This is a genomic window from Shouchella miscanthi, assembly GCF_007725405.1.
Lineage (GTDB): Bacteria > Bacillota > Bacilli > Bacillales > Bacillaceae_D > Shouchella > Shouchella hunanensis.
In genome coordinates, this window is the sequence record NZ_CP042163.1 from 1 (window position 1) to 12,743 (window position 12,743).

General features: G+C 41.0%; 9 protein-coding genes and 1 rRNA gene. 9 read left to right on the plus strand and 1 reads right to left on the minus strand.

Annotation, left to right across the window (positions count from 1 at the left end):
- The 7 genes from dnaA to gyrA all read left to right on the plus strand — a co-directional run bounded on the left by dnaA (window position 1) and on the right by gyrA (window position 8,967).
- The gene (gene dnaA / locus FPV17_RS00005; RefSeq protein WP_144557338.1) at window positions 1-1,350 is read left to right on the plus strand and encodes a chromosomal replication initiator protein DnaA; all 1,350 of its coding nucleotides are present in this window, start codon (window positions 1-3) and stop codon (window positions 1,348-1,350) included.
- A 178-nt stretch (window positions 1,351-1,528) separates the two neighbouring features.
- Window positions 1,529-2,671, plus strand: a complete 1,143-nt coding sequence (gene dnaN, locus FPV17_RS00010; protein WP_144557340.1) for a DNA polymerase III subunit beta — start codon at window positions 1,529-1,531, stop codon at window positions 2,669-2,671.
- Window positions 2,672-2,833: 162 nt separating this feature from the next.
- A complete protein-coding gene (yaaA, locus tag FPV17_RS00015) occupies window positions 2,834-3,052 on the plus strand; it encodes a S4 domain-containing protein YaaA (protein ID WP_035396907.1) in 219 nt (72 codons plus the stop codon).
- A 3-nt stretch (window positions 3,053-3,055) separates the two neighbouring features.
- Entirely contained in the window at window positions 3,056-4,174 is a 1,119-nt protein-coding gene (gene recF, locus FPV17_RS00020) for a DNA replication/repair protein RecF (RefSeq protein WP_035396908.1), read from the plus strand.
- A gap of 3 nt (window positions 4,175-4,177) precedes the next feature.
- Window positions 4,178-4,456 carry an extracellular matrix regulator RemB gene (gene remB, locus FPV17_RS00025; RefSeq protein WP_051667704.1) on the plus strand — a complete coding sequence of 93 codons (279 nt, stop codon included), beginning with the start codon at window positions 4,178-4,180 and terminating at the stop codon, window positions 4,454-4,456.
- A gap of 26 nt (window positions 4,457-4,482) precedes the next feature.
- The gene (gyrB, locus tag FPV17_RS00030) at window positions 4,483-6,405 is read left to right on the plus strand and encodes a DNA topoisomerase (ATP-hydrolyzing) subunit B (RefSeq protein ID WP_186370786.1); all 1,923 of its coding nucleotides are present in this window, start codon (window positions 4,483-4,485) and stop codon (window positions 6,403-6,405) included.
- A 45-nt stretch (window positions 6,406-6,450) separates the two neighbouring features.
- Window positions 6,451-8,967, plus strand: a complete 2,517-nt coding sequence (gene gyrA, locus FPV17_RS00035) for a DNA gyrase subunit A (RefSeq protein WP_144557343.1) — start codon at window positions 6,451-6,453, stop codon at window positions 8,965-8,967.
- Between the two features lie 34 nt (window positions 8,968-9,001).
- Here the strand turns inward: gyrA and FPV17_RS21615 are convergent, their stop codons facing one another.
- Window positions 9,002-9,166 carry a hypothetical protein gene (locus tag FPV17_RS21615; RefSeq protein WP_158332031.1) on the minus strand — a complete coding sequence of 55 codons (165 nt, stop codon included), beginning with the start codon at window positions 9,164-9,166 and terminating at the stop codon, window positions 9,002-9,004.
- Window positions 9,167-9,291: 125 nt separating this feature from the next.
- Here FPV17_RS21615 and FPV17_RS00040 point away from each other — a divergent pair, with 125 nt between their 5' ends.
- Together FPV17_RS00040 and FPV17_RS00045 are read left to right on the plus strand one after the other, a co-directional pair.
- Window positions 9,292-10,263 carry an SDR family oxidoreductase gene (locus tag FPV17_RS00040; RefSeq protein ID WP_035396910.1) on the plus strand — a complete coding sequence of 324 codons (972 nt, stop codon included), beginning with the start codon at window positions 9,292-9,294 and terminating at the stop codon, window positions 10,261-10,263.
- Window positions 10,264-10,796: 533 nt separating this feature from the next.
- A 16S ribosomal RNA gene (locus FPV17_RS00045) occupies window positions 10,797-12,344 on the plus strand.
- Window positions 12,345-12,743 lie beyond the last annotated feature (399 nt).

Genomic DNA, 12,743 nt, shown 5'->3' on the forward strand with positions numbered 1-12,743 from the left:
TTGGAAAATATTCATGACCTATGGAATAAAGTACTTGAAGAAATGAAACAGAGAGTAAGTAAGCCTAGTTATGAAACTTGGCTAAAATCAACGACAGCAACGGCTTTGCAAAATGACGTTATTACAATAACAGCTCCAAATGAATTTGCTCGCGATTGGCTTGAAGATCATTACTCAAGCTTAGCAGCAGATATTATCGAGCATTTAACTGGTGCAAGACTAAACCCGAAATTTGTCATTCCACAGCACGAACAAGAACAAGTCATTCAAGAACAACCAACTCCTGCCGCGACAGAAGTAAATGTAGCTACCCAAAATGACACAAATCGTTCGATGTTAAATGATAAATACACGTTTAATACCTTTGTTATCGGTTCTGGTAACCGGTTTGCCCATGCTGCTTCACTGGCTGTTGCAGAAGCGCCAGCCCGAGCATACAATCCACTTTTCATTTATGGTGGCGTTGGACTAGGCAAAACACATTTGATGCATGCCATCGGTCATTATGTAATGGAACATAATCCAAACGCTAAGGTTGTTTATCTCTCTTCAGAAAAGTTTACAAATGAATTTATTAATGCGATTCGTGACAACAAAGCGGTTCATTTCCGCAACAAATATCGCAATGTCGATGTCTTATTAATAGATGATATTCAATTTATTGCTGGGAAAATTCAAACTCAAGAAGAGTTTTTTCATACATTTAACGCTCTACATGAAGAGTCAAAGCAAATTGTGATCTCGAGTGATCGTCCTCCTAAGGAGATTCCTACATTAGAAGATCGTCTTCGTTCAAGATTTGAATGGGGCTTAATAACAGACATAACGCCACCTGATCTTGAGACGCGTATTGCCATTTTAAGAAAAAAAGCAAAAGCAGAAAACCTTGATATTCCAAATGAAGTGATGCTTTACATTGCGAATCAAATTGACACGAATATACGTGAGCTAGAAGGGGCTTTAATTCGTGTTGTCGCGTATTCTTCTCTTATCAATCAAGACATGAATGCCGATTTAGCTGCTGAAGCTTTAAAAGATATTATTCCAAATGCACTACCAAAAACGCTGAGCATCTCAGATATTCAAAAACTTGTCGGTGACCATTATCAAGTTAAATTAGAAGATTTCAAAGCGAAGAAGCGAACAAAATCTGTTGCTTTTCCTAGACAGATTGCAATGTATCTCTCAAGAGAAATGACAGATGCCTCCTTACCTAAAATCGGTAGTGAATTTGGTGGCCGTGACCATACAACGGTCATTCATGCTCACGAAAAAATTTCAAAATTACTTGTTACCGATCAAGATTTACAACAAAAAATACAAATGATTACCGAGCAGCTTCGCCAATAGGCTGTGAATGATGTGTATAATTGGAACAAGCCTATCCACAATTTACCCACATGTGAATAGGCTATCTCTTTACGCATTTTTTTAGTTATCCACAAACCCACAAGCCCTATTACTATTACTACGACTTTTATAATAAAAAAAGAATACTATATATGTTTATGAAAAGGAGTATCAAAGTATGCATGTCATAATTGATCGCAACCGAATGGTTCATGATGTTCAACACGTATCGAAAGCTGTTTCTCCGAGAACAACGATTCCTATTCTTACTGGAATAAAAATTGTCGCAACAAAAAATGGTTTAACGTTAACAGGAAGTGATTCTGATTTATCGATTGAAGCATTTATTCCAACCGTTGAAAATGAGAAAGAACTTGTTGAAGTCCAGGAAGAAGGAAGTATTGTATTACAGTCAAAATACTTTTCTGAAATAGTGAAAAAATTACCTGGCGATACAATTGATATTACGGTTCATGATCAATTTGCTGCTACGATTCGTTCTGGATCTTCTGTCTTTACGTTAAATGGATTAGACCCTGATGAATATCCACGACTTCCGCAGTTGAAAGAGGATTTGATTTTTTCTATGCCTCAAGACATGCTTCGCAATGTTATTCGTCAGACTGTCTTTGCAGTGTCCACTCAGGAAACACGCCCAGTGTTGACAGGTGTAAACATTGAGACCGAAGAAGGTGGGTTAATCTGTACTGCAACAGATAGTCATCGCTTGGCAATGAGACGTACAAAAATCGATGCTGAAAATGAAGACCTGCATTTTCAAAATGTGGTTATTCCGGGAAAAAGCTTGCAAGAATTGAGCAAGATTGTAGAAGATACATCAGATGCCGTTAATATTGTTGTGACGGAGAACCAAATTTTATTCAAACTTGGGCACGTGTTATTTTTCTCAAGATTGCTAGAAGGAAAGTATCCAGTTACATCAAGTATGATTCCAAATCAATCAAGAACAAGCTTTGTGCTGAAAACGAAGCCGTTGCTTCAGACATTAGAACGAGCACTTCTTTTATCTAGAGAAGCAAAAAACAATGTCATAAACATGAAAACCTTGGGAGAAGGCGAAATTGAAATTTCATCTACTTCACAAGAGGTAGGGAAAGTGACCGAACAAATGGAAGTTGAACGGTACGAAGGTGAAGAACTAAGAATCTCTTTTAACGGTAAGAACATTATCGATGCTTTAAAAGTCATTGATAGTGAAGAGATTCATTTGATGTTCACAGGAGCGATGAGTCCGTTTGTTATCCGTCCAATTGATTCTGATCGGTACTTACACCTTTTTTCACCAGTACGGACTTATTAAAAGCTTGTGTGAAAAAAGGTTGGCTAGAGACGATTCGTTTAGTACAATAGAGAAAGAGTTTTTTTTAGAGCGAACAATACGATACAGCTAACAAATTAGAGACAGCATCCATTTGACGTATGCTGTCTTCCCTTCGTCTAGCAGATGGTGAGGTGTACGATCTTGGAACAAATTGAGATTGAATCAGAATACATTACACTCGGTCAATTACTAAAAGAAGCTGGAGTGATTGATACTGGTGGAATGGCAAAGTGGTATTTAAGCGAGTATATTGTCTACGTAAATGGTGAAGAAGAAAATCGCCGAGGTAAGAAGTTACGACCTGATGATCAAATTGATTTAGTAGATGGACGAACCTTTGTAATCGTTACGAAGGTGTAAGAAATGCTAATAAGAAAAATTCAACTAACGTCCTACCGTAATTATGAGAGAGCAGCATTGTCTTTTGGTGATAAAGTAAATGTGTTTATTGGAGAAAATGCACAAGGTAAAACCAATTTACTAGAAGCGATTTATGTCATCTCTCTTGCGAAATCCCATCGATCGAATAAAGACAAAGAATTGATACGATTCGATGATGAATTTTCCCGAATCCATATTGAAGCTGAAAATCGAACTGGCCAAGTCGAGCTAGATTTAATTATCTCGCAGAAAGGAAAGCGCGGGAAGATAAATGGGCTAGAGCAAAAACGCTTAAGTGATTATGTCGGAACGATTAATGTTGTCATGTTTGCACCGGAAGATTTAGAACTTGTTAAGGGAAGCCCACAAACAAGAAGGCGTTTTATTGATATGGAGTTAGGGCAAATTAGTCCGGTTTATCTCTATGAATTGTCTCATTACGGCAAAATTATGAAACAACGTAATGTCTTACTTAAAACGATGCAGGTGAAACGTTCGACGGATTTTACGATGCTTGATATTTTAACTGAACAAATGATAGAGCGAGCGGCTTTTATTATAAAAAAGCGTGGGGAATTTACGAAACAGCTAGAAAAATGGGCCGTTCCGATTCACGATTCTATTAGCAGAGGAAAAGAAGTGTTAAGACTTCAATATATCCCTTCTTTAGAGGTATCAGAAGAGGGAAATCTGTCGAAAATAAAAATAGATATGCAAAAAAAATACGAAGCGAAAAAAGCAGAAGAAGTAAGAAGAGGAACGACGTTATTTGGGCCGCATCGAGATGATTTAGCTTTTACCATTAACGACTTAGATGTTCAAAAGTTCGGTTCTCAAGGGCAGCAGCGAACGACAGCATTATCTCTTAAATTGGCAGAAATTGATTTAATTCATGATGAAGTCGGTGAATATCCTGTTCTATTACTAGATGACGTGCTATCAGAACTAGATGATTATAGACAATCTCATTTACTAGAAACGATTCAGAATCGCGTACAAACGTTTGTAACAACGACGTCCATTAGCGGACTACATGAAAGTGTTCGTCAAGAAGCGTGCATTTTTACTGTGAACCAAGGTGAAATCAAACGAATGGAGTAAACGATGTATATTCATGTAGGTGGAGATATTATTTTACCAATCAACCGGATTGTTGGTATTTTTCCATATGTTGAAGAGGCGTTACCGAAAGACACACTCGCTTTTCTTGAAAATCAAACGATACAAAAAACGTGTATCGGCAATGTAACAGACGCGATCAAAAGCGTCATTGTAACAAATCATCATGTGTATTACTCTCCGGTTTCCACACAAACCCTCTATAAGCGCTCAACCGAAAATGTGCTAGATCGTTTATTTGAGGAAGAAGAAACCAATGGATAGGACCCCTAACGAGAAGGTGAAAAATGTTGGAAAATGATCAAAATCAAACGTATGATGAAAGCCAAATACAAGTACTTGAAGGGTTAGAGGCAGTAAGAAAACGACCTGGTATGTACATCGGATCGACAAGCCAAAGAGGGTTACACCATTTAGTCTGGGAAATTGTCGACAATAGTATCGATGAAGCAATGGCCGGTTATTGTGACACCATTACATTAACCATTGAAAAAGATAATTCTATTACGGTGGAAGATAATGGTCGTGGTATACCTGTTGGGATTCAAGAAAAAATGGGTCGTCCAGCAGTTGAAGTTATTATGACTGTTCTTCACGCTGGTGGAAAATTCGGTGGAGGCGGCTATAAAGTCTCTGGTGGTCTACACGGTGTAGGGGCATCTGTTGTAAATGCCTTATCGACTTATTTAGAAGTGAATGTCCATTTGGACGGGAAAATCCATAAGCAATCCTATTCAAGAGGTGTGCCTCAAGAGGATTTAAACATTATTGGTGAAACCGAAAAAACAGGGACCGTTATTACGTTTAAGCCAGACGGTGACATTTTTAAAGAGACATTAGAATTTGATTATGACACATTAGCGAGTCGTGTAAGGGAGCTTGCCTTTTTAAATAAAGGGCTTACCATTCGCATTGCTGATAAAAGAACGGAAGAGGGAAAAGAAGCTACGTATTATTACGAAGGTGGGATTTCTTCGTTCGTTATGCATTTGAATCGTACGAAAGAGGCACTTCATTCTGAACCTATCCATGTTGAAGGTGAAAAAGAAGGATTAACAGTAGAAGTAGCTGTTCAATATAACGATGGCTATACAAGCAGTATTTATTCATTTGCAAATAACATTAACACCCACGAAGGTGGCACACATGAATCAGGCTTTAAAACTGGTTTAACACGTGTTATTAACGATTATGCAAGAAAGAACAGCCTGTTTAAAGAGAATGATCCGAATCTTAGTGGTGAAGATGTTCGCGAAGGATTAACGGCTATTATTTCTGTTAAAATTCCAGAGCCTCAATTCGAAGGGCAAACGAAAACAAAGCTAGGGAACAGTGAAGCAAGAACAATTACAGACTCTCTTTTCTCTGAAAGTTTCTCACGTTTTATGGCAGAAAACCCTACGGTTGCGCGCAAAATCGTAGATAAAGGCTTGATGGCTTCTAGAGCTAGAGAGGCTGCAAAAAAAGCACGTGAATTAACGCGCCGAAAAAGTGCGTTAGAAGTGAGTTCACTACCAGGTAAACTAACAGATTGTTCTTCTAAAGATGCAACCATCAGCGAATTATTTATTGTAGAAGGTGACTCGGCAGGTGGGTCTGCTAAAGGTGGACGAGATCCACATATCCAAGCGATTTTGCCTCTTAGAGGGAAAATCTTAAACGTAGAAAAAGCGCGTTTGGATAAAATTCTAGCAAATAATGAAATTCGGATGATCATAACAGCAATTGGCACGGGTATTGGCGAAGAATTCGATATCGAAAAAGCTCGCTACCATAAAATTGTGATTATGACAGATGCGGACGTAGATGGTGCCCACATTCGGACGCTTATTCTTACATTCTTCTATCGCTATATGCGTGAGTTAATTGAAAGTGGCTTTGTGTACATTGCGCAACCGCCATTATATAAAGTGGAACAAGGAAAAAATAATGTAACCTATGTTTATTCAGATCGAGAATTAGATGCACATCTCTCAACCATTGAAGATCGAACGAAGGTTGGAATTCAGCGTTATAAAGGACTAGGGGAAATGGATGCTACTCAATTGTGGGAAACCACAATGGACCCAGACACAAGAAATATGCTTCAAGTAACTCTAGCAGATGCTATTAAAGCAGATGAAATTTTTGAAGTGTTAATGGGAGATCGAGTAGAGCCACGACGCGATTTCATTCAAGAGAACGCACAGTATGTAAAGAACTTGGATATTTAAGAGGAGGACTAAGGATGTAACTTAGTCTGTTGCGGAGGTTTTTGTATGGCTGAAGAAGATGTGTCGAGACTTAGAGAACGATTAATTGATGAAGAGATGAAAGAATCATTCATGGATTATGCCATGAGTGTTATTGTTAGCCGAGCTCTTCCTGATGCACGAGATGGAATGAAGCCGGTTCACCGCCGTATTCTTTATGCGATGTTTGAATTAGGAATGACACCTGATAAACCGTTTAAAAAATCGGCAAGAATTGTCGGAGAAGTTTTAGGGAAGTACCACCCTCACGGAGACTCTTCTGTATACGATACAATGGTTCGTATGGCGCAAGATTTTAGCTATCGTTATATGCTCGTTAATGGACATGGAAACTTTGGTTCTATTGATGGAGATTCCGCGGCGGCAATGCGTTACACAGAATCAAAGATGTCGAAAATCTCCATGGAGCTTGTTCGTGACTTAAACAAGGATACGGTTGACTTTGACGATAACTACGATGGTACAGAGCGCGAGCCTAAAGTATTGCCAGCGAGATTCCCAAACCTTTTAGTGAACGGTACTTCTGGTATTGCCGTTGGGATGGCGACGAATATCCCTCCTCATCAACTAGGGGAAGTGATTGATGGTGTGCTTGCATTATCAAAAGACCCAGAGATTACGATCCCAGACTTAATGGAGCACATTCCTGGTCCAGATTTCCCTACTGGAGGAGAAATTTTAGGACGTTCTGGAATTCGTAAAGCTTATACGACTGGTCGCGGGTCCATTATGGTGCGCGCAAAAACAGAAATTGAAGAGAAAAAAGGAAAACAGTCTATTATTGTGACTGAACTACCTTACCAAGTAAATAAAGCTCGTTTAATTGAAAAAATTGCTGAACTCGTTCGTGATAAAAAAATAGAGGGTATTACCGAGCTGAGAGATTCATCTGACCGAAATGGTATGCGTATTGTTATTGATATCCGTCGCGACGCAAATCCAAACGTCATTTTAAATAATTTGTACAAGCAAACGGCTTTGCAAACGAGTTTCGGAATTAATATGTTGGCACTCGTTAATGGCAAGCCTGAAGTATTGAATATAAAACAGGCGTTAGAGCATTATTTAGCGCACCAAGTAGAAGTTATTCGTAGACGGACACAATTTGATTTAAATAAAGCAGAAGCTCGTGCGCACATATTAGAAGGGCTACGAATTGCACTAGACCATATTGATGAGATCATCGCGTTAATTCGTGCGTCAGCAACAGCTGAAATTGCTCGAAATGGATTGATTGAACGCTTTGAACTTAGCTATGATCAGGCGCAAGCCATTTTAGATATGAGATTACAAAGACTGACTGGTCTTGAACGAGATAAGTTAGAACAAGAATACAAAGAAGTAATGGCTCGTATTGCAGAGCTAAGAGCTATTTTAGCTAGTGAAGAACGTGTGTTAGAAGTTATTCGCGAGGAATTAGAATTGGTTAAGCAGAAATTTAATGATGAACGCAGAACGGTTATCTCGATGAGTGAAGAACATCTTGAAGATGAAGATTTAATCCCTCGTCAAAATATCGTCATTACCATTACACATAACGGTTATGTAAAGCGTCTACCGGTTTCTACGTACAGAGCACAAAGACGTGGTGGTAAAGGAATACAAGGAATGGGAACAAATGATGATGATTTTGTTCAACATTTGTTTATAACAAATACCCACCATACCATTTTATTCTTTACTGACAAAGGAAAAGTATATCGTTTAAAAGGCTATGAAATTCCTGAATTAGGACGAACAGCAAAAGGGATCCCAGCCATTAATCTCTTGCAAATTGAGCCAGGGGAAACGATCAGTACAGTAATTCCAATCGAAGAATTTGGCGACAACTCTTATTTATTCTTCTTAACGGAACATGGTATTGCGAAGCGAACAACGTTGTCCGCATTTGCAAACATCCGTAAAGGTGGTTTGTTCGCCATTAATTTGCGTGAAGGCGACTCGTTACACGGTGTCCGTTTAACAGATGGGGACCGAGAGATGATGATTGGCACAAGGCAAGGAATGGCTATCCGTTTCCATGAGACGGATGTTCGTGACATGGGACGAACTGCTGGTGGTGTAAAAGGGATTACCCTTTCGAACGATGATGGTGTAGTTGGAATGGATGTTATCAACGAAGACCAAAAGGTGCTTGTTGTAACGGAAAAAGGTTACGGAAAGCGTACAGAGCTGGAAGAATACCGTGTTCAGAGCCGAGGCGGTAAAGGCATTAAGACGTGTAATGTAACCGACAAAAACGGTCCGCTTGTGTCGTTAAAGATGGTTGGCGAAGACGATGACATTATGATTGTAACGGCGAATGGTATTATTATTCGGACAACTGTTGAAGGGATTTCGACAACCGGAAGAAATACACAAGGGGTTACTCTTATCCGTGTTCAGGAAGGCGAAGAGGTAGCAACCGTTGCCCGAGTCAATATTCATGATGAAGATGTAGAGGATCTTGAGGATAGCGAAGAATTAGAAACGACAGAAGCTACAAACGATATAGAAGAAACCACTGACTCGAATGAAGAATAAAAGAAACTGTCCTTTTGGACAGTTTCTTTTTGCTTTAAAGGACTGGGTACTCTGGATCAAGTCGAGGATGAGTGTAAAAGGGAGGTCTAGGTCCTATTTTTGGAACAAGCCATGAATCTCCTAAATAGTGCATACGCTCATGTTCTGATGAATCGCTCTTTGTAAGCAGGGTGACTTCAGGATAAAGTGTAAAGTTCATAAGACTGCTCCTCCTTTGTAACTTACTATATGCAAAGTCAAAGAGGGAGAAGTATGTCTCTCAGCAAAAAAGACGTGCACGTAGGTAATCGCCTATTCATAGTGTAGGATTATCGAGGTGATGAAATGACCAATGAATTTGACAAAAAGCGTGAGATTGAAGAGCTTCAACAATGGTTTCATTCAAATATAAAAGAAGGAACTTATCCTTTATATCCTAGCTATGGAAAGATCACACGCTATGAAGAACTAAATTTAACGGGCCCCGAACAAAGACAATTGGAGCAACCGGGAATTGAATCATTAATGGTTCCGCGTCCTATTATAGAAAATGAACAATATAAAGGTTCTGGAAAACTAGAAAATAAAGTCGCCATAATTTCAGGCGGTGACAGTGGAATTGGTGCAGCGACGGCAATTGCGTTTGCAAAAGAAGGTGCTAACTGTGTGATTAGCTACTTACATGAGCATGAGGACGCCTACCGAACGAAGAATAGGATTGAGGAATTAGGACGTCGCTGTTTACTTATTTCAGGGGATGTGAGTTTAAAAGAAAAAAATGAAGAAATTGTACGCCGAACGATTGAGACTTTTAAAAAGATTGATATCGTCGTTAACAATGTCGGTATCCAATTTCCGCAGCAATCGATTACCGATATCACGGACGAACAATTTGATCACACGTTTAAAGTGAATGTGTACTCGCATTTTTACTTAACAAGAGCAGCTATGCCCTATTTAGAGCCTGGAAGCTCCATTATTATGACATCTTCTGTCGTAACGTATGTGGGAGAGCCACAGCTTGTTGATTATACGGCGACAAAGGGAGCGAATGTAGGATGGACGAGAGCTCTGGCGAAACAAGTTGGAAAAAGAGGGATACGTGTAAATGCGGTGGCACCAGGTAAGATTTGGACCCCGCTTATTCCGTCTAGCTTTTCAGCAGATGATAATGCCCTACCTGTAGATAATGTATTTGGTAGAGTAGGTCAACCTTTTGAATTGGCTCCCACATATGTGTACTTAGCTTCAGACGATTCACGTTTTGTAACTGGTCAGGTTTTACATGTTGATGCGGGGCAATCAACAAATAGTTAATTGTTAGTGGCCGTAAACTAAACACAAGCTTTTTATGGATCATGAAGATAATAGTAAAAGAGAATAATTGATTAGAACGAGAATGGTGTGTGCTTGAACCAGCAACGCTGTTCTCGTTGTCAATTTAGTGGCTGAATACATTCTTCTTAGGTTCGTTTGCTAATAACGACGAAATACATGAATAGGAGAGTAAGTATGTAACTAACATAGTGTTGTTGAACTTACTGAATAGAAACAAGTTAAATGAATAAAGCTGAAAAAAGTTTAAAAATATAGTTGACGATTTATTAATAGAATGATATATTATTACTTGTCCTCTTAAGAGAGGCGCAAACAACTTAATTTTAATTTAAAAAAGTTGTTGACTTTATACGCAAGAAAATGGTATATTAATTGAGTCGCCAAGAGAGATCGAGGCGCAAACGAGTTCTTTGAAAACTGAACAAAAGCCAAGCGTAAAAAGAGATACAAGGTATCTCGTCAATGAAGTTAGACACAGCTTTAAAATGTGCAAATGAGCAAGTCAAACACTTTTAACGGAGAGTTTGATCCTGGCTCAGGACGAACGCTGGCGGCGTGCCTAATACATGCAAGTCGAGCGGACAGAAGGGAGCTTGCTCCCGGAAGTCAGCGGCGGACGGGTGAGTAACACGTAGGTAACCTGCCCCTTAGACTGGGATAACTCCGGGAAACCGGAGCTAATACGGGATAATAAAGAGAATCACCTGATTCTCTTTTGAAAGACGGTTTCGGCTGTCACTAAGGGATGGGCCTGCGGCGCATTAGCTAGTTGGTAAGGTAACGGCTTACCAAGGCGACGATGCGTAGCCGACCTGAGAGGGTGATCGGCCACACTGGGACTGAGACACGGCCCAGACTCCTACGGGAGGCAGCAGTAGGGAATCTTCCGCAATGGACGAAAGTCTGACGGAGCAACGCCGCGTGAGTGAGGAAGGCCTTCGGGTCGTAAAGCTCTGTTGTGAGGGAAGAACAAGTACCGGCGTAACTACCGGTACCTTGACGGTACCTCACCAGAAAGCCACGGCTAACTACGTGCCAGCAGCCGCGGTAATACGTAGGTGGCAAGCGTTGTCCGGAATTATTGGGCGTAAAGCGCGCGCAGGCGGCTTCTTAAGTCTGATGTGAAATCTCGGGGCTCAACCCCGAGCGGCCATTGGAAACTGGGAAGCTTGAGTGCAGAAGAGGAGAGTGGAATTCCACGTGTAGCGGTGAAATGCGTAGATATGTGGAGGAACACCAGTGGCGAAGGCGACTCTCTGGTCTGTAACTGACGCTGAGGCGCGAAAGCGTGGGGAGCAAACAGGATTAGATACCCTGGTAGTCCACGCCGTAAACGATGAGTGCTAGGTGTTAGGGGTTTCGATGCCCGTAGTGCCGAAGTAAACACATTAAGCACTCCGCCTGGGGAGTACGGCCGCAAGGCTGAAACTCAAAGGAATTGACGGGGACCCGCACAAGCAGTGGAGCATGTGGTTTAATTCGAAGCAACGCGAAGAACCTTACCAGGTCTTGACATCCTTTGACCACTCTGGAGACAGAGCTTCCCCTTCGGGGGCAAAGTGACAGGTGGTGCATGGTTGTCGTCAGCTCGTGTCGTGAGATGTTGGGTTAAGTCCCGCAACGAGCGCAACCCTTGATCTTAGTTGCCAGCATTCAGTTGGGCACTCTAAGGTGACTGCCGGTGACAAACCGGAGGAAGGTGGGGACGACGTCAAATCATCATGCCCCTTATGACCTGGGCTACACACGTGCTACAATGGATGGTACAAAGGGCAGCGAAACCGCGAGGTGGAGCCAATCCCATAAAGCCATTCTCAGTTCGGATTGTAGGCTGCAACTCGCCTACATGAAGCCGGAATTGCTAGTAATCGCGGATCAGCATGCCGCGGTGAATACGTTCCCGGGTCTTGTACACACCGCCCGTCACACCACGAGAGTTTGTAACACCCGAAGTCGGTGAGGTAACCTTTTGGAGCCAGCCGCCTAAGGTGGGACAAATGATTGGGGTGAAGTCGTAACAAGGTAGCCGTATCGGAAGGTGCGGCTGGATCACCTCCTTTCTATGGAGTTTTTACTCTAGTCGATGTATGACCTCGGGTCATATAGCGCTTTGGATCTTTTGTTCAGTTTTGGAAGAATTCCTCTTCCAATTGAAAATGCGAAGGTAATGGATACCACGCTTAGAACGCCACGTCCTGTGGCAACGCCTGGTACCTACATCCTGTAGGCATGGTTCTTTGAAAACTAAATCATAATCAATCAACTCAAATTAGTTTTGTTCATCGGTTTTACAACTGTTTGAACGAGACGTCAAGAATTCATAAACCTTTTAGGTTAACCAATTGACAAAGAGACCCGAGTAGATCAAGGATGGGAAATGCTTGATGGAAGGAGCGTAGTTCGCTACGTAACTGACAGAAAGACAGGAACCAGACGAAGAGATACGATGGGAATCTGAA